We start from the raw sequence: 18,117 nt of genomic DNA on the forward strand, positions 1-18,117 counted from the left end.
ATTTTAATTAATCTGTTCTTACCTTTATTGTTATAGTAGTGCCTTTATTTACTTCTGAATCTATAGTTAAATCTCCTTTAATTTCTTTAACTCTAGAGTTAATGTTTTTTAACCCAATGCCCCGCTTTGCTTTATTAACATCAAAACCAGAACCATTATCGTTAATCTTTAAGCAAAATACGTTGTTTTTTATTTGAAAACTAATTTTCACAAGAGTTGCATTGGCATGTTTATAGATATTTTGAAGCGATTCTTGAATAATTCTATAAATATGAATTTTAGTTTTATTTGATGCTTCTTCCCAATTAATGTCGCCATTAGTTTTAAATTCGTAATCAAAACCATAGGCTTGGGTTTGTGTTTCTATTAGTGTTTTTATAATGTCTATAAAGCCAGAACCAGAAATAAAATCGGTATTTAATTCGTGTGATACTTTTCTAATGTCGTCTTCAATGGTTTTAAGTTCGCTAATGTATTGGCTTCTTGTTTTTGCAGCTTCAGTGCTATTATTCATGTTTAAGCTATCTAAACTTAAACGGGTACCAAACAAACGACCCAAAACACCATCGTGTAATTCTTCAGAAATGCGTTTTTTTTCTAATGTTCTTGCTTCTTCAATATTATCTTGTTGAGAAAGCATGAGGTTGTAAATCTCTTCGTTGATTTCTTGCTGCTGCTGTATAAATTTTAACTCATTATTTTTGTTTTTTTGATTAATAACCAAATAAATTAAAAAAGACGTAATAATTAAAGTTACCGAAATAATTAAAAGCCACATACGTTCTCGAGCAATTCTAATATTTTCTTGTTCTATTTGATTTGTTTCAAAACGTATTCTAGCAAATTTATCTCTTTTAGCTCTTTCCTTTTTTTGTAAGCTGTCGCTAAGTTTTATATAATCGTTTAGATGATTAGCTGCAATATCTCCTTCCTCTATTTTTGAGAGTAATAAAAGAGATTTTAATAAATCATCATTATTAAAGGCTTCAGAAATATTTTTAGCTTTATACGCATAATACTTTGCTGAGTCTTTTTTGCCTAAATTGTAATAATACTCCCCTAAATGTTGATGAATTATAATAGAATTATAACTATCATCAATGCTGTCACAAATTCTTAAAGCTTTAAGGTAAAGGTCAGGTAACTCCTCTGTTTGTCCTGATAAATACAATGTATTTGCATAATTTCCTAAGGCTAAAACATGAATATCTGGGTGATTATTGATAAGCTCTTTGTTTGAAAAAATCTCATTGTATTTTTCAATTCCTAAATCATATTTTCCAGAACGCCTGTAAACTTTTAGCATATTATTTAATGTCAACCCAATGCTTCTCTGAAAATCCCCTTTAAGTTCCTGTTTTAATTCAAGAGATTTATCTAAATATTCAATTGCTTGGTCAAACTCTTCTAATTCATCAAAAACAATTCCTAAATTATTATAGATATAAGCTTTACGTTCTTTTATTAGGTTATTTTCATTTAGCTGCCCTAATAAAGTTAGCGCTTCAACTGATGTTACTTCACTTCCTGTATAATCTTTATCATAGGTTTGACATACTGCAATTCCATAAAGAGTTATAGCTGTCTTATACTTGTAATTGAACTTCCTAAAAACCTTTTCAGCTTTTTGATAATAAAAATAAGCACTATCAGATAACAAAGAATACCTATACAGTTCTCCAATTTTATAATGCTGATTTGCAATAGAAATAGGATCTGTTAGTTTTGCAGTTAATAAGTGATATTGGATAGAATCAATTTTATGCAAATTTTTATGTACCTGCGAATGAGTTTCATTAAACCAAATGAATATAATAATGAAAAAAAATCTATATTTCAATATATAAGAAGGTTATTGCTTTGTATTCAAATGTATCTATAATTTTTTATTAAAAAAAAGTCCCAATGCAATTAAATTGCATTGGGACTTTTATATTTTTATATTATATTATATTATACTAGTCCTGACCACTACCACCAGTAAACAAAGTTTCTTTAGTTTTAGGTGCTTCTAAAACATCATCTTCGTTTAAATCTTGTTTAGTACAAGAAGTAAATGCAGTTACTAATAATGCTAATAATAAAGTAATTTTTAAAGCTTTCATAATTATTGATTTTAGGTTAAAATTATTTTCTCTTATTTTATTTTTAAAAATTAAAATCTTAATCGAAGACTTTGAAATGAATCAAAACCTTTGATGAGGGAAAAAAATGGATAATTAACTTAAAATCGAACACACAAAAGCGCACAGATTTTTTTATATTTTCTTAATTGAGGGAGTATGACAATAGTGTCACAAAAAAATGGATTAAATAAACTTAATTAGCGGAGGGAATTGATTTGGGTGCTTATTAAGTATAAGCGAAATTATGCCAAAGGTTTTCGACAACATTAAATAATCGATAAAAAGCATGATTTTATCGATTAAACGACGAAATACTTGTTTTTTATTAACAATCCAATGATAAAACCTATAAAGTAGAACCGTTTTCTACTAGACTTGTTTTAACTATTTTAGTTTTAAAATCATAGTGTTCTTCAGGTATGCTTTGCAATCTTTTAATAAGCATTTGTGCAGCATTGGCACCAATTTCCTTAGCATGTTGCCTTATTGTTGTTAGCCTAGGGAAAGCATGGTTAGACACAGATTGACTAGCAAAAGCAACAACCGATATATCTTTAGGTACTTTAAGTCCTAAATTTACAGCTAAATTAATAGCGATGACTCCAGAAGTACTATCGGCTGCAATTACAGCATCAATAGTTTTGTGTTGCTTGATAAAAGCCTTTATTGTGTTTTGAGGGTTGTCTTCTTTTTTTAAATTTAAAACGAGGGCTTGTTGTTTTGAACTTTCTAAAATAGCTTTATTGTAACCTCGTTCTCTCAATTTACCAACACTTAAATCACCAATATTACTTATAAACGCTATTTTTTTTCTCTTCTCATCTAGTAGTTTTATTGTAGTTCTATAAGTTGCATCAAAATCATCAACAATTACTTTGTCGCACAATACATCATGTGCTACTCTATCAAACATCACTATTGGTAATCCTTGCTTAATTGTTTTTTTAAAATGCACTATCTCATTTTTTATTTGTGTTTCTTCTGATACACATAAAATAAACCCATCAACACTTCCATTTGCTAAAAGCTGCAAGCTTTCTTTTTCTTTTTCTAAAGACTCATTAGAAATACAAGTAATTATGTTATACCCATGCTGTGTTGCTTCGCGTTCAATACCAAATAAAACCTTTGCTAAAAAATGATTAAGGATATCTGGAATAATAACACCTATAGTATTTGTTTTGTTTTGTTTTAAACTTAAAGCTACTTTATTTGGCTTATAGTTGTATAACTCTGCAAGCTCTTTAACACGTTTAATAGTTTCTTCGCCAATTTCTTCGCTATTGTTTAAAGCTTTTGAAACTGTAGATATTGAAACATTTAACTCTTTTGCTAATTGTTTTAAAGTAACCATTATACTGTTAGGTTTAGTTTTTAAGAAATGCAATTTACAAATTACAGATTAGAAAAAAGGTCTTAGATCAAAGGATTTTTATTCTAAAAATTAATAAAAAATTAAACTACTACCGTCTATAAGCCAGTAGATTTGATTTCCGCCTATAAGGCGGCTAAAGTTATTACTCTGAAATCTTAAAATATCCATCCTTATCTTCTAAATCCTGATTCTCAATATATTCCATTATCATCTCATCGGTTATTGTTCCTGAACTTACTACAAAATATCCGCTTGCCCAAAAATGACGACCCCAATACATCTTTGAAATAGTTTTGAACTCAGACATAATCTTTCGCGAACTTTTACCTTTTATATACTGCATCAGTTTACTTACCGATATATGAGGTGGAACTGACACAAACAAATGGACGTGATCAACCGAAAATATGACCTTTTATAATTTCTACCTCATTAGTTTTACAGACTTCTCGAATAAGGTCTCGAACTCGAATTGCCAACTCGCCTTTTAATAGCTTTTTTCGATATTTTGTTATCCATACCAAATGATATTTGATATCGTAAACTGTATGAGAGGTCTTGCGATAATGTTGCATATCTCAAATATAAAAATATCAAACTAAAGTCTTCGCCTGAAGGCGAGGGATTTTCTCCCATTCCCCGAATTAGAAATTAAAAACACAACTTATCACAAACCCAAAACATGTCAAATAAGTAGTATAAGAACTTCCTTACTCAAAATAGGTGCTACAATAAAAATCCCAAAAAGGCGCATCTATTATAACTTGTACAAAGCTTTTGTGTACAAAGATTTATTTCGAGAACTCATGACACAGTAACGGTTGTTGTTTGCATAAATCAACAACCTTGGAATTGCTATGTCTTGTCTTAAAAAACGTCTGTTTTTGCTCTAAAAACAAAGAAAATACCCCAGTAAAACTTTTGAAAGTAGAGTGAATTTTCCAAAAATCAGACAAAAGCAAAATTATAAAATCAAAATCTGAATCCTATTCAAAATTCTTGCGGCGATGAATAATGCGGGTTAAAACACCATCCCCTTTAAACTGAAACATCACCCCATGTTTAACAAAAATTTTATCTTAATTTTTGTGTATATTTGACACAAAAGCTTTAATAATTTTAGAATTCAAAGGCTCTCACAACTATGAAAAACAAATGCTTTTTACCAACGAATTTATGTATAACACTATTTTTTTTAACATCCTTTTAGTTACTCTAACGCACAGACGGCTATTCAGGCAGAAGCCAATGCTTATTCCAAGTGGGTACTATTTCAAACAAAAACTATAGTGCCTCAGAGGTTTTAGTCGTAAAAAATGACGCTAATGCTGACTATACTAGAGAAACCTTTCTCATCCAGATTTTTTGGTTTCTATAATAGCACTGAGTCCTCCACCATTGAAGCTGGACAAACATAATAAAGGGTTGAAGCGAATAGAAATCTGGTATACCTGCATGGACATTTGTAGGAGGTAAAGGAAAGATAAAAGTGAGGTTGTCAGGAATGTAGTTCTAACTTTATTATTAGGATATAAAGTTTGGTTTGCTAACCCAAAGAATCATATAAAAAGTAAGTTTTAAATTAAATATAAAAAAATGAAGATTACAACAATAGCTTTTAGTTTGATGATGATAAGTTTAACTTTTACATCTCAAGGACAAGAAATTAAACCAATAGAAGTAAAACAAATAATGGAAAAGGTTGCCGATTGGCAGATTTTTAATTTCCGTAATACGTTCACTCATGAAAAGTTTCATCATCCACTTGATTGGACCAATGGTGCTCTCTATGTAGGTATGGTAAAATGGGCTGCCATGGCTGATAGCGACAAGTACTACAATTGGTTGAAAAATATTGGGAGAGAACATGATTGGAAGCTTTATTATAGGAAGTATCATGCAGATGACCATACCGTAGGTCAAATGTATCTTGACTTATATAAAAAATATGGAAACCAAAACATGATAGAACCCACCAAAAAACAATTTGATTTTATAATGCTTCATCCAGCCCAAACGAAGATGAATTGGGATGCTCTTTATTGTCAGGATAGATGGAATTGGTGCGACGCTTTATTTATGTCGCCTCCCGTATGGGCAAAACTATACAACATTACTAAAGAAAAAAAATACTTGGATTTTTTGATGGTAGAATACAAAGCTACAACAGACTTTTTATTCGATGAGGACGAAAACCTATACTACAGGGATGAGAACTATATAGAAAAGAGAGATAATGGTACAAAAGTATTTTGGGCAAGAGGTAACGGTTGGGTGTTTGCTGGGCTTGTTAATATTTTAAATGAGCTTGATTCAAAAAGTCATGAATACAAATACTTTCTCAATATCTATAAGAGAATGGCAGAAAAACTGCTTAAGATTCAAACACCCGAAGGGCATTGGGCAATGAGTCTTTTAGGGCAAAAGTATTACCCAACACCAGAGACCAGTGGTTCCTCTTTTTTTATTTACGGTTTGGCCTGGGGAATCAACAATGGCGTACTGGATAAAGCAAAATATGGAAAAGCTGTAGACAAAGGCTGGAAAGCTATGGTAAGCCATGTGACAGAAGATGGAATGCTGGGATATGTGCAAGGAATAGGGGAAGCTCCTGGAAAAGCTTATGCTGATAAAACGGAAGTTTATGGTACAGGTGCATTTTTATCTGCAGGTTCTGAAGTATATAAATTGCATGGGGGGTTATAAAACTAATTTGACACTTTTTAGCAATATAAATTTTTATTGTGCAAGGATATGGGTAGTATCCTCTAATGTATATAAAGTTTAAAAACAGGTCGTCTAAAAAGTAATCTTTTAAATTAATTAATAACGCAAAAACTATTTTTTTAATTGACAAATCTGAAATAATAGGAAAAGAAATTACCCTTAAAGAAGTCAGGTATTTTCCCATCGTAGAAGAATAAATATTGTGAACATCTATGCATCCACATAAAAAACCACACTAATTAGCGTGGTTTTTTATTTTTAATATTCTCCAAATTCTCTACTTAAGAAACTGCTTTAAGTTTCTTTATTGTGGTTTTAGTTAATTTGCTTTCAGCATACATTTTGGTGACATTTAGCTTCTTTTCATTACTACTAGGTAATTCAAACATAGCATCTGTTAATATTTCCTCGCATAAAGAACGTAATCCTCTAGCGCCGAGTTTATACTCAATGGCTTTACCTACTATAAAATCTAGAGCTCCATCTGTAATAGAGAATTCAATTTTATCCATAGAAAACAACTTTTTGTATTGTTTAATGATGGCATTTTTAGGCTCCGTAAGAATAGCTCTTAATGTTTTAGCATCTAATGGATCCATATAAGTTAATACAGGAAGTCGCCCAATAATTTCTGGAATTAAACCAAAATCTTTTAAATCTTTGGGGATAATATACTGTAATAAATTATCCTGATCAACCACATCGTCAGACATAGAAGCACTATACCCAACGGCTTGCATATTTAATCGTTTAGAAATAACGCGCTCAATACCATCAAAAGCACCACCGGCTATAAATAAAATGTTTTCGGTATTAACTTCTATAAATTTTTGATCTGGGTGCTTTCTTCCTCCTTTTGGCGGAACATTAACAACAGTACCTTCTAAAAGTTTTAATAAAGCTTGTTGTACGCCTTCGCCAGAAACATCTCGAGTAATAGACGGATTATCACTTTTGCGTGCAATTTTATCAATTTCATCAATAAAAACAATGCCTTTTTCTGCTTTTTCTAAATTATAATCTGCTGCTTGTAATAAACGTGTTAAAATACTTTCTACATCTTCGCCAACATATCCTGCTTCGGTTAAAACCGTTGCGTCTACAATAGCTAAAGGTACATTAAGCATTCTAGCAATCGTTTTTGCCATTAAGGTTTTACCTGTTCCTGTTTGCCCAACCATAATGATATTTGATTTTTGAATCTCGATATCGTCATTTGTTGACGGCTGCAACAATCTTTTATAATGATTATAAACGGCTACAGACATTACCTTTTTAGTCATGTCTTGCCCAATTATATATTCATTAAGAAATTCTTTGATTTGCTGAGGCTTTCTAAGCTTCAATTCAGCAGATAAGTCATTACCATCGGTTTGCTTAGATTCTTCTATTACAATACCATGTGCTTGCTCAATACAGCGATCACAGATATGTGCGTCTAATCCAGCTATTAACAAATTCGTTTCAGGTTTTTTTCGACCACAAAACGAACACTCTAATTCTTCCTTTGCCATTAATCTATATATTTAAGAAGATAAGAATTCTTATAAATCCCTCTATAACAATCTTATAAAATTACAAAATTTTATTTAATTACGAGCTAAAATCTCGTCAATCATACCATATTCCTTAGCCTTATCGGCTTTCATCCAATAATCTCTATCACTATCGGCATATACTTTGTCGTAATCTTGACCCGAATGCTTACTAATAATTTTGTAAAGTTCTTCTTTTAAAATTAGTATTTCTCTTGCAGTAATTTCAATATCACTAGCCTGACCTTGCGCACCACCTAATGGTTGATGTATCATAACACGAGAATGTGTTAACCCACTGCGCTTTCCTTTTTCACCAGCACATAATAAAACAGCTCCCATAGATGCTGCCATACCTGTACAAATAGTTGCTACATCTGGTTTTATAAACTGCATGGTGTCGTAAATACCTAAACCAGCATAGACACTACCACCTGGTGAGTTGATGTAAATCTGAATATCTTTTGAAGCATCAGTGCTTTCTAAAAATAATAATTGTGCTTGAACAATATTTGCAACCTGATCATTAATTCCAGTTCCAAGAAATATAATTCTGTCCATCATTAATCGAGAAAATACATCAAAAACAGCAATATTCATTTGACGTTCTTCAATAATATTTGGAGTGAGATTTGTTGGGTACATACTACTAATAATTTTGTTGTAATATGTACTGCTAATGCCTTGATCTTTTATCGCGAATTTTTCAAACTCTTTTGCGTAATCCATATTTATTTTGTGATTTATTTTGAATAAAAAAGCGCTTAAACCGTATTTAGATTTAAGCGCTTAAATATAAGCAATTATTCTTTTATAAGAGAAACGAATTATTTATCTCCGTATACTTCTTTTACAAATTTTTCGTAAGTCAATTCTTTTACTTTTACGTTTGCTTTTTCTTTGTAAAGCGATAATAGTTTTTGACTTACTAGTTGTTCTGAAATACGACGTGCTTCGTCTTGATTTGATAATACACGCGCAGCAATATCGTCCAACTCTTTATCAGAAGGATTCATTTGACCAAACTGAGCCATTTGCCCCTTTATCATTTCTCTGGCATGATTTTTAATATCATCCATAGTAACTTTTATGTCGTTTTCTTCAATTAGTTTACCTTCAATTAATTGGTAGCGTAAACTTTTTTCAGATTTCTCGTATTCTTCTTTAGCTTGAGCTTCATCCATTTCTTTTTCACCTGCAGTTTGCATCCATTTTGTTAAAAATTCTGCTGGCAAATGAAATTTTGTGTTTTCAACTAAATACTCAGTAACATCATTTAATAGCTTTTGATCAGACTGTTGAACAAATTGCTTTTCGGCATCTTCTTTTATTTTAGCTTTCAATTCAGTAACAGAAGTAACTGCTTTTGGTCCAAAAAGCTTATCAAATAAATCTTGATCTAAATCTGCTAATTCGCGTTTATTAATTTCTGTAATGGTAAAAGACACTTCAATATTTAACCCATGAACTTCATCATGTCCTAACTTTAAAGCATGCATTAACTCATGCTCATCATCGTACAATCCTTTTGTTTTTAAAACAATAACATCGCCTGCTTTTGCCCCAATAAATTGTTTAGGGGTTGCTTTTCCTTTAAATTTATCTAAAGTTAAAGTTACGGTGTTATCAATCTCTTTTTCTTCGTTAGTGTATGTTCCAGTGATTTCGCTGTCTTTTTCAACAGTGTCTTGAGATACTAATTTCCCGTATTGTTTCTGGATACGTTCAATTTGCTCATCAATCATTTTATCATCAGCAACAATATTATATTGCGTAATAGCCTTTTTACTTTTTAAGTTTACTTCAAATTCTGGTGCTAAACCTAATTCGAATTCAAAAGAAAACCCTTCGGCATCCCAATCAATATCATCTTGTTTTTTTGGTAATGGCTGCCCTAAAACATCTAACTTTTCTTCAGTTAAGTATTTGTTTAATGCATCTTGTAAAAGTTTATTTACCTCATCAACCAAAACCGCTTTTCCGTATTGTTTTTTAACCATACCCATTGGCACATGGCCCTTTCTAAACCCAGGAATGTTTGCGGTTTTGCGATAATCTGTTAAGATTTTTTCAACTTTATCGCTATAATCTTCTTTAGCAATATCTACTTTTACTACCGCATTTAATGCATCAACGTTTTCTCTTGTAATATTCATTTTTATAAATCTGAAACCCTTTTACAGGGAATTTAACAAACAGTTTTCTTAAACATAAAGATTCCCGAGATATCGGGAATGACAATTTCAATCGTTACTGCGAGTCAAAACCTCGTAGAGTTTTTGCAACTAAAATTGGGATGCAAAAGTAATACATTTTTACGTCTCGACAAAGTTTTTAATATGCTGAATTTCAGACTATTTTTTATCTTCTTTTAAGAGCGAATGCAGGATAGATTGCAATACCGAAAGTAGGATACTGAATAACACAGCAATCCAGATACTACTTACTGAAAACCCATCGATTAATTTATCGGCTAACAAAATTATTATGGCATTAATTATTAGTAAAAACAAACCTAATGTAACAATGGTTATTGGCAGCGTTAAAATAACTAAAATGGGTTTTACAAATAGATTTAACACAGATAATACTACGGCTACAATAATAGCGGTTAAATAATTATCTAACTCAACGCCATTATTTCTTAACAAATAGGATATTACAAATACTGCAACAGCATTTAATAGGAGTTTGATTATGAGTTTCATAGTTTTTTTAAAATTTTACTAAATTTACAAAATAAATTGCATTACAGCCTCAAAAAAATCTTTAGGGTTTTCGGCATGCAACCAATGTCCAGCATTTGCAATAGTAACTATTTTTGCCTTAGGGAAGTGGTTTGTAATTATGCGCTCATCATCAATACTAATATATTCTGAGCGATCGCCACGTAAAAACAAAGTGGCTTTTTCAAACCTTGAATAGCTTGGTAGTGCTTCGCCAACTTCGGCTACCTCTTCTTTTAAGACTTCTAAATTTACTCGTAATGCTAGTTTTCCTTTTTCAATCCAGTATAGGTTTTTAAGTAAAAATTGACGTGTCCCAAAATCTGATACGTATTCGCTTAAAGATTTATCGGCTTCACCTCTACTTTTAATAATATCAAAATCTAATTTACTTAACCCATTTAAAATAGTATCATGATGAATCGGGTAAAATCGAGGTGAAATATCGGCTACCAATAATTTGGAAACCAAATCTGGATACTGCGTTGCAAACAACATGGCTGTTTTTCCACCCATAGAATGTCCTAACAAAACAATATCTTTTAAATGATGTTTGTCGCAATAATGTTTTAGGTCTTCAGCTAAAGCTTCATAATTAAAGGTATTGCTCCAAAAACTGCGTCCATGATTTCGTTGGTCGATTAAATGTACCTCGAAACCTTGTTCACTCAGGTTTTTACCATGCGTTTTCCAGTTATCGCTCATGCCTAAAAAACCATGTAGAATAACAAATGGTTGCCCTTTTCCTAAAATGTTTGAATGTAATAACATATCTCTATTGGTGGCTGAGGCTCTCGAAGCCACATTTTTTAATTTTAGCCGGTGACTTCGAGAACCTCAGTCTCTAAGTAAACGCTTTTATTCCAACTTCCGCAAATACATTTGTATCACGTTTTCAACACCTAAATACAAACTTTCTGAAATAAGTGCATGCCCTATTGAAACCTCTAACAATTTTGGAATATTATCTTTAAAAAATTTGATATTATCTAACGATAAATCGTGTCCTGCGTTAATACCCAAATTTAATTTATTAGCTAATTCTGCAGATTCAGCATAAGGCTTTATCGCATCTTTATTTCCTAAATTAAATTGATGAGCAAAAGCTTCAGTATACAATTCTATTCTATCAGTTCCTGTTGCTTTAGCACCTTCAATTTGCTTTAAAACAGGATCAACAAAAATAGATGTCCTTATATTATTGTTTTTAAACTCTTTGATTACATCTACTAAAAAATCTTTATGTTTTATAGTATCCCACCCTGCATTACTAGTAATAGCATCAACAGCATCGGGCACCAAAGTAACCTGTGTTGGCTTAACTTCTAAAACCAAGTTTACAAAAGATTTAATAGGATTGCCTTCAATATTATACTCGGTATAAACTTCAGGTTTTAAATCGCGTGCGTCTTGGTATCTAATATGGCGCTCGTCTGGTCTTGGGTGAACGGTTATCCCTTCTGCACCAAAACGTTGCGCATCTTTAGCAAACTTTACAACATTTGGCATATTGCCACCTCGAGAATTTCTTAAGGTGGCAATTTTATTAATATTTACACTTAATTTTGTCATCTCTCAATTTTAAAAAACAAAAATACAAAGTAGAAGAAGCTTATATACTATTTTTTTGATTAATTTGCATACGCTTTAAAACTAAACAATGAGGTTATCTGAATTTATTATAAATGACATAAAGCCATTAAATAACAACAGCAAAATAAGTGATTTGCAGTTGTTATTTAATCAGTTAACCTATTCCCACATCCCAGTTAAAGATGAAAACAACACCTATTTAGGAAGTTTTTCTGAAACCGATGCGCACTGTTTTGATGGCGATAAAGCATTAAACGAATACCTATACGCCATTGAAGATTTTTATGTTAGAGACACTACAATATGGCTGGATGTTTTAGAAGCTTTTGCTAAAAACAACGCTAATATTATGCCTGTTTTAAATGCTAAAAATGTGTATTTAGGCTATTACGAATTAAATGATGTTATTGGTCTTTTTAATGAAACACCTTTCTTTTTTGAAGCTGGAGGTATTTTAGTAATTGAAAAAGGCTTAATCGATTATTCATTTAGCGAAATAAGTCAAATTGTGGAGTCTAACAATGGTAAACTTTTAGGCGCATTTGTTTCTAAAATTAAAAATGATGTGGTTCAAATTACGCTTAAAATAGGCAATTCGAGTCTTAATGATATTATTCAAACCTTTCGGAGATATAGCTACAATATTGTGTCTGGACACGAAGAAGATAGTTACAACGAGAGTCTTAAAGAGCGATCGGATTATTTAAGAAAATATTTAAATATTTAAATCATATGAAGGTTGCGGTTTTTGGTCGATTTTATAATGAACGTACTACCGTTTCGGTTGAAACATTGTTTAATTATCTGTTAAAAAAGGACTTTGACGCCTATATAGAAACAGAATTTTACAACCTTATAAAAAGTAAAGAACCAAACAAAAAAGACTATTCATCTTTTAAAACATTTGACACTTTAGACACCTCATTTGATTTATTGGTTAGTGTTGGTGGAGATGGTACTATTTTAAGGGCCATTACTTTTGTACAAAATTTAGGCATTCCTATAATTGGTATTAATACAGGCAGGTTAGGATTCTTAGCAACTATTCAAGTAGATGGTATTGAAAGTGCCATACAAGATATTATTGATGGCAAATATAAAATCTCTGATCGCAGTTTACTTGCCATTGAAACCACTCCAGAAAACAAAGACATTACCTCTCTCAATTTTGCTTTAAATGAAATTGCTGTAAGCAGAAAAAATACCACATCGATGATTACCGTTGATACACACCTTGATGGAGAATACTTAACATCCTATTGGAGCGATGGCTTAATAGTTTCAACACCAACAGGTTCTACAGGGTATTCTTTAAGTTGTGGCGGGCCCGTTATTACACCAGGCACAAATAGCTTTGTTTTAACACCAATTGCTCCACATAATTTAAGTGCGCGCCCATTAGTAATTCCTGATACTACTGAAATACAATTACGCGTTAACGGAAGAGAAGAACAACATTTAGTATCACTAGACTCAAGAATTGCTACGTTAGACAATGGCACTCTAATAAAAATTAAAAAAGCACCATTTAAAATTAAAATGATAGACCTATTAAATGAAAGCTTTTTAACCACACTCCGTAAAAAACTACTTTGGGGTGAAGACAAGCGTAATTAGGCAATATTTCAAAAGAAAATCTGTTTAACACTAATACAATTTACCCTAAATTATATTAGGCTAATCTTATTTATTATATTTGCAAACTTTTGAATATCTATGAAGCATTTAATAGTACTGATATTAAGTATTTTAAGTCTCCAATTAAGCCATTCGCAAATTAACGAAATTGGTGTTTTTGTTGGTGGCAGTAATTTTATTGGAGATGTAGGTGCTACAAACTACATCGCACCAAACAGCCCTACTTTAGGATTAATATATAAATGGAATGCTAGTCCGAGACATTCTTGGAGAGCATCGATAATATATTCAGATTTAAAAGCTAACGATATCGACTCAGATGACCCAAGACGCATACAAAGAGGGTACAGTTTTGATTCAAACTTATTAGAATTTTCGGCAGGTATAGAGTTTACTTTTTTCGACTTTGATTTACATACCGGTGTAAAAATTGCAACGCCTTACCTATATTCAGGTATAAGTGTTGCAAACCATGACAATTATTATTTTTTTAATGGTGTACAAACCTCAGAAAACAATAATAGTTGGGCTTACGGAATTCCTATGGCTTTAGGTGTAAAAGCTAACCTTTTAGGTAACATTATTTTAGGTATTGAAGTTGGAGCACGTTACACATTTTCAGATGAAATTGATGGCAGTATACCTGATAGGTTAGCAAATCAACAATATAGATTTGGCAATATTAATAATAACGACTGGTATGTGTTTTCAGGAATAACACTAACTTATACTTTTGGATTAAACCCTTGTTATTGCCCTACAGATTAAAATGAGTTTAAAAGCAAACATACTAACTAAAATGCTTCCAAAGCACATTGCCATTATTATGGATGGTAACGGGCGTTGGGCAAAACAAAAAGGTATGCTGCGCGCATTTGGACATGAAAATGGCACAAAAGCGGTTCGTGAAGTTGTTGAAGCATCAGCCGAAATAGGTATAAAAAACTTAACACTTTATGCGTTTTCTACAGAAAACTGGAATAGACCAAAACTAGAAGTACAAACTTTAATGAAACTTTTGGTGTCTTCATTAAAAAAAGAAATTAATACACTTCAAGATAATAATATAAAACTTTCAGCCATTGGTAATTTAAAAACCTTACCAAAAAAAGTTTATAAAGAATTACATGAGGTGATAGAAAGCACTAAAGCTAATAATAGAATGACTTTAACCCTAGCTTTAAGCTATGGTTCTAGGGAAGAAATCCTAAATACTGTTAAAGAGATTAGTATTAAAGTTAAAAATAATATAATTTCGGCAAAAAAAATTGATGAATCAATTATAAATGAGCATCTTTACACGCAAAATTTGCCAGACGTAGATTTGCTTATTAGAACTAGTGGCGAACAGCGCATAAGCAATTTTTTATTATGGCAAATTGCATATGCAGAATTGTACTTTACTAGCACGCTTTGGCCAGATTTTACAAAGCAGCATTTGTACGAAGCTATTATTGAATATCAAAAAAGAGAACGACGATTTGGGAAAACAAGTGAACAACTTAGCTAATATTTTATCTTTGGCAACTTTAAAACACTGCTTATTAATAGTAACGTTATTTTACAGTTTTAGCATTCAAGCTCAAGAATTGCCGTATAGTAATGGTAAAAAATACACCTTAGGAAATATAACCGTTTCTGGAAATACTACTTTTAGTGAACAGACTATAATAACAACTTCAGGCTTAAGAAAAGGAAAAGAAATAACCATTCCTGGAGAAGACATTAGTAAAGCCATTAAAAAACTTTGGGGATATAAATTGTTTAGTGATATTGAAGTATTCATCACAAAAATTGAAGGCAATACAGCCGATTTAGAAATTAAACTCTCCGATTTACCTCAACTTAACGAGTTAAAAATTAATGGTATTAAAAAAGGTAAAAAAGAAGCGATTATTAAAGATACTGACCTAAAAAAAGGCACTAAAGTAACCGAAAATCTTCTTACAACCACTAAAAACTTCTTAACAAAAAAATACAAAAAAGAAGGCTATTACAATACTAAAGTACTTATAAATACCATTGATGTAAAAGACTCTGTAGAAACTGCAAGAGTTAATATGGTAATAAATATAGATAAAGGAGAAAAAGTTAAGGTTAAAAATATTGAATTTAGCGGCAACGATATTTTAAGTGATAAAACACTTAGAAAAGCCATGAAAAATACAAAAAAAATAAACCGCTTACGTTTATTAAAACGCTCTAAATTTGTAGATTCTGCCTATCAAGAAGATTTATCTAAAGTTATAGATAAATACAAAGAAAACGGTTATAGAGATGCCCGTATCTTATCAGACAGCTTAGTTGTTAACGATGACAATAAAACTGTTTCACTTAAAATCAGTGTAAATGAAGGTGAGCAATACACTTTTGGAGACATTACTTTTATTGGCAACACGGTTTACAGCAATGAGTTTTTAACCAGATATTTACGCATTAAAAAAGGCGAAACATACAATGGTATTTTATTACAAGAGCGTATTGCAGACAACTCAAAACCTGATGCTATAGATCTTACAAATCTATATCAAAATAGTGGGTATTTATTTTCTTCAATAAATCCAGTTGAAGTTGATGCTGAAGGCAACGTAATTGATATGGAAATTAGAATAGTAGAAGGGAAACCTGCTTATTTTAATAAAGTATCGGTTGTTGGAAACGATAAAACCAACGATCATGTCGTTTATAGAATGTTGCGTACACGACCTGGGCAATTATACAGCAAAGAAAATGTGATGCGTTCTGTAAGAGAATTGGGTCAATTAGGATTTTTTGATGCACAAGAAATCTCACCAAATTTTAATAATCCAAACCCAAATGAAGGCACTATAGAAATGGAATATTCTGTTAAAGAAACCGGGTCTAGCCAAATAGAATTGCAAGGTGGTTATGGTGGTGGTGGATTTATTGGTACGCTTGGACTTTCTTTTAATAATTTTTCTATAAAAGATATCTTTAAAAAAGAAGCCTATAAACCTGTGCCAATGGGCGATGGACAAAAATTAGCTTTACGATTACAATCTAGCAGGTTTTTTCAAACTTATAGTTTTTCATTCTCTGAGCCTTGGTTAGGAGGTAAAAAACCAGTACAATTTTCAGTTTCTTTATCACATTCTAAACAATTTCAATACAATTTTTTAACAAGACGAGCTGATAAAAGCCAAAGTTTTAATATTACAGGTGTTACTGTAGGTTTAGCTAAGCGTTTAACGGTTCCAGATGACTATTTTACTCTATCGCAAGCCCTAAGTTTTCAGCGATACGATTTAAATAATTACAATACAGGATTATTTACATTTGGAGATGGGTATTCAAATAACTTATCTTACACGGTTGGATTGAGCAGAAATGATACTAGAATAGACCCTATTTATCCAACAGGAGGTTCAAGCTTTTCTGCAACAGCTAAATTTTCTTTTCCGTATTCAGTAGTAAATGGTGTAGATTATGATGCGCTTAAAGATGAACGTGACGGTGAGGAAACATTATTGAATAGCATAAGAAACACACCTAACCCTACACTAGCTCAAACTACAAGAGCAAATGAAGCATCTACTAGAATAGCAGAAATAGATCAAGAACGCTACAAATGGTTAGAATTTTATAAAATAAACTTTAAGGCCGATTGGTATGCTCAAATTGCAAAAGACCTTGTATTAAGACCAAGTACAGAATTTGGGTTTTTAGGTGCTTATAATAATGATAGAGGTGTTATCCCTTTTGAACGTTTTTATCTTGGAGGTGACGGACTAGGAAACTTCAGCTTAGACGGTAGAGAGGTTGTACAATTGCGTGGATATCCAAATCAGTCTTTAGTCCCTTTAGATGATAACGGAAGACCATCTCAAGACGGTGGTACCATTTACAACAAGTTTTCGTTAGAGCTTCGTTACCCAATTACTTTAAAAGCTTCGGCCAAAATATATGCATTAGGATTTTTAGAAGGGGGTGCATCGTTTAATAATTTTAGAGATTATAATCCATTTAACATAAAACGATCTGCTGGATTAGGTGTTAGAATTTTTATGCCTGCATTTGGTTTATTAGGTATTGATTTTGGATATGGATTTGATGCTATACCAGGGCAAACTGCTAAAAATGGTTGGGAAACACACTTTATTATTGGGCAACAGTTTTAACAAATAGATATAACAAAATTTACTTTGGCACGATATTTTCTAATACCTATTTGATGATTTGAATAAGAATTGAAATTTTTCAGATTAAAATTCGTTAATTTTGAAATGAGCAATCTAAAATTTTTCATAACAACGAAAATGTTTATTTTGCGAATGACATCTGACAATTAAAAAAACTAGTAGTTATCAGATGAAATGACAATTCAAAAAAGATGACAGAATTTAAAAAAACAATCATCTGTCTATTTTAGAATTTAT

General features: G+C 31.6%; 15 protein-coding genes and 1 pseudogene. 6 read left to right on the forward strand and 10 right to left on the reverse strand.

Going from position 1 to position 18,117, the window contains the following annotated elements; all coding sequences use genetic code 11:
• Positions 1 to 7 precede the first annotated feature (7 nt).
• The 4 genes and pseudogenes from L3X37_RS08105 to tnpA form a co-directional block, all read right to left on the reverse strand.
• Entirely contained in the window at positions 8 to 1,768 is a 1,761-nt protein-coding gene (locus L3X37_RS08105; RefSeq protein WP_237239670.1) for a tetratricopeptide repeat-containing sensor histidine kinase, read from the reverse strand.
• Positions 1,769 to 1,958: 190 nt separating this feature from the next.
• Entirely contained in the window at positions 1,959 to 2,105 is a 147-nt protein-coding gene (locus L3X37_RS08110; protein ID WP_237239671.1) for a hypothetical protein, read from the reverse strand.
• Positions 2,106 to 2,472: 367 nt separating this feature from the next.
• The gene (locus L3X37_RS08115) at positions 2,473 to 3,480 is read right to left on the reverse strand and encodes a LacI family DNA-binding transcriptional regulator (protein WP_237239672.1); all 1,008 of its coding nucleotides are present in this window, start codon (positions 3,478 to 3,480) and stop codon (positions 2,473 to 2,475) included.
• 163 nt (positions 3,481 to 3,643) lie between these two features.
• Positions 3,644 to 4,076: pseudogene (gene tnpA, locus L3X37_RS08120) on the reverse strand (IS200/IS605 family transposase).
• Between the two features lie 1,021 nt (positions 4,077 to 5,097).
• On the opposite strand from tnpA, the gene L3X37_RS08125 reads away from it, so the two are divergent.
• Positions 5,098 to 6,207 carry a glycoside hydrolase family 88/105 protein gene (locus L3X37_RS08125; RefSeq protein ID WP_237239673.1) on the forward strand — a complete coding sequence of 370 codons (1,110 nt, stop codon included), beginning with the start codon at positions 5,098 to 5,100 and terminating at the stop codon, positions 6,205 to 6,207.
• A 302-nt stretch (positions 6,208 to 6,509) separates the two neighbouring features.
• On the opposite strand, the gene clpX is transcribed toward L3X37_RS08125, so the two are convergent.
• The 6 genes from clpX to L3X37_RS08155 all read right to left on the reverse strand — a co-directional run bounded on the left by clpX (position 6,510) and on the right by L3X37_RS08155 (position 12,061).
• The gene (gene clpX / locus L3X37_RS08130; RefSeq protein ID WP_237239674.1) at positions 6,510 to 7,742 is read right to left on the reverse strand and encodes an ATP-dependent Clp protease ATP-binding subunit ClpX; all 1,233 of its coding nucleotides are present in this window, start codon (positions 7,740 to 7,742) and stop codon (positions 6,510 to 6,512) included.
• 75 nt (positions 7,743 to 7,817) lie between these two features.
• Positions 7,818 to 8,492, reverse strand: coding sequence for an ATP-dependent Clp endopeptidase proteolytic subunit ClpP (clpP, locus tag L3X37_RS08135; protein WP_136481577.1), 675 nt, complete (start codon positions 8,490 to 8,492; stop codon positions 7,818 to 7,820).
• Between the two features lie 98 nt (positions 8,493 to 8,590).
• Positions 8,591 to 9,919 (reverse strand): trigger factor, encoded by a 1,329-nt coding sequence (gene tig / locus L3X37_RS08140; RefSeq protein ID WP_237239675.1) that lies wholly within the window; start codon positions 9,917 to 9,919, stop codon positions 8,591 to 8,593.
• A gap of 198 nt (positions 9,920 to 10,117) precedes the next feature.
• Positions 10,118 to 10,471, reverse strand: coding sequence for a phage holin family protein (locus L3X37_RS08145; protein ID WP_237239676.1), 354 nt, complete (start codon positions 10,469 to 10,471; stop codon positions 10,118 to 10,120).
• Between the two features lie 24 nt (positions 10,472 to 10,495).
• On the reverse strand, positions 10,496 to 11,260 hold the full coding sequence (locus tag L3X37_RS08150; protein ID WP_237239788.1) for an alpha/beta fold hydrolase: 765 nt from the start codon (positions 11,258 to 11,260) through the stop codon (positions 10,496 to 10,498).
• Positions 11,261 to 11,347: 87 nt separating this feature from the next.
• Positions 11,348 to 12,061 carry a pyridoxine 5'-phosphate synthase gene (locus tag L3X37_RS08155; RefSeq protein ID WP_237239677.1) on the reverse strand — a complete coding sequence of 238 codons (714 nt, stop codon included), beginning with the start codon at positions 12,059 to 12,061 and terminating at the stop codon, positions 11,348 to 11,350.
• Between the two features lie 88 nt (positions 12,062 to 12,149).
• Between L3X37_RS08155 and L3X37_RS08160 the strand changes: the two genes are divergently transcribed.
• The 5 genes from L3X37_RS08160 (at position 12,150) to L3X37_RS08180 (ending at position 17,859) form a co-directional block, all read left to right on the forward strand.
• Positions 12,150 to 12,809 (forward strand): CBS domain-containing protein, encoded by a 660-nt coding sequence (locus tag L3X37_RS08160; protein WP_237239678.1) that lies wholly within the window; start codon positions 12,150 to 12,152, stop codon positions 12,807 to 12,809.
• 5 nt (positions 12,810 to 12,814) lie between these two features.
• A complete protein-coding gene (locus L3X37_RS08165) occupies positions 12,815 to 13,699 on the forward strand; it encodes an NAD kinase (protein ID WP_237239679.1) in 885 nt (294 codons plus the stop codon).
• 99 nt (positions 13,700 to 13,798) lie between these two features.
• Positions 13,799 to 14,488, forward strand: a complete 690-nt coding sequence (gene porG, locus L3X37_RS08170) for a type IX secretion system protein PorG (RefSeq protein WP_237239680.1) — start codon at positions 13,799 to 13,801, stop codon at positions 14,486 to 14,488.
• A gap of 1 nt (position 14,489) precedes the next feature.
• Entirely contained in the window at positions 14,490 to 15,230 is a 741-nt protein-coding gene (uppS, locus tag L3X37_RS08175) for an undecaprenyl pyrophosphate synthase (protein WP_237239681.1), read from the forward strand.
• Positions 15,202 to 17,859, forward strand: a complete 2,658-nt coding sequence (locus tag L3X37_RS08180; protein WP_237239682.1) for a BamA/OMP85 family outer membrane protein — start codon at positions 15,202 to 15,204, stop codon at positions 17,857 to 17,859. The genes uppS and L3X37_RS08180 overlap by 29 nt, the downstream gene beginning before the upstream one ends.
• Positions 17,860 to 18,117 lie beyond the last annotated feature (258 nt).

This window comes from Wocania arenilitoris (genome assembly GCF_021728535.1).
Lineage (GTDB): Bacteria > Bacteroidota > Bacteroidia > Flavobacteriales > Flavobacteriaceae > Wocania_A > Wocania_A arenilitoris.

Coding starts and splice junctions, on each gene's coding strand:
- L3X37_RS08110 (WP_237239671.1), bottom strand. CDS start 2,105: ATGAAAGCTTTAAAAATTACTTTATTATTAGCATTATTAGTAACTGCA.
- L3X37_RS08115 (WP_237239672.1), bottom strand. CDS start 3,480: ATGGTTACTTTAAAACAATTAGCAAAAGAGTTAAATGTTTCAATATCT.
- L3X37_RS08125 (WP_237239673.1), top strand. CDS start 5,098: ATGAAGATTACAACAATAGCTTTTAGTTTGATGATGATAAGTTTAACT.
- clpX (WP_237239674.1), bottom strand. CDS start 7,742: ATGGCAAAGGAAGAATTAGAGTGTTCGTTTTGTGGTCGAAAAAAACCT.
- clpP (WP_136481577.1), bottom strand. CDS start 8,492: ATGGATTACGCAAAAGAGTTTGAAAAATTCGCGATAAAAGATCAAGGC.
- tig (WP_237239675.1), bottom strand. CDS start 9,919: ATGAATATTACAAGAGAAAACGTTGATGCATTAAATGCGGTAGTAAAA.
- L3X37_RS08145 (WP_237239676.1), bottom strand. CDS start 10,471: ATGAAACTCATAATCAAACTCCTATTAAATGCTGTTGCAGTATTTGTA.
- L3X37_RS08150 (WP_237239788.1), bottom strand. CDS start 11,260: ATGTTATTACATTCAAACATTTTAGGAAAAGGGCAACCATTTGTTATT.
- L3X37_RS08155 (WP_237239677.1), bottom strand. CDS start 12,061: ATGACAAAATTAAGTGTAAATATTAATAAAATTGCCACCTTAAGAAAT.
- L3X37_RS08160 (WP_237239678.1), top strand. CDS start 12,150: ATGAGGTTATCTGAATTTATTATAAATGACATAAAGCCATTAAATAAC.
- L3X37_RS08165 (WP_237239679.1), top strand. CDS start 12,815: ATGAAGGTTGCGGTTTTTGGTCGATTTTATAATGAACGTACTACCGTT.
- porG (WP_237239680.1), top strand. CDS start 13,799: ATGAAGCATTTAATAGTACTGATATTAAGTATTTTAAGTCTCCAATTA.
- uppS (WP_237239681.1), top strand. CDS start 14,490: ATGAGTTTAAAAGCAAACATACTAACTAAAATGCTTCCAAAGCACATT.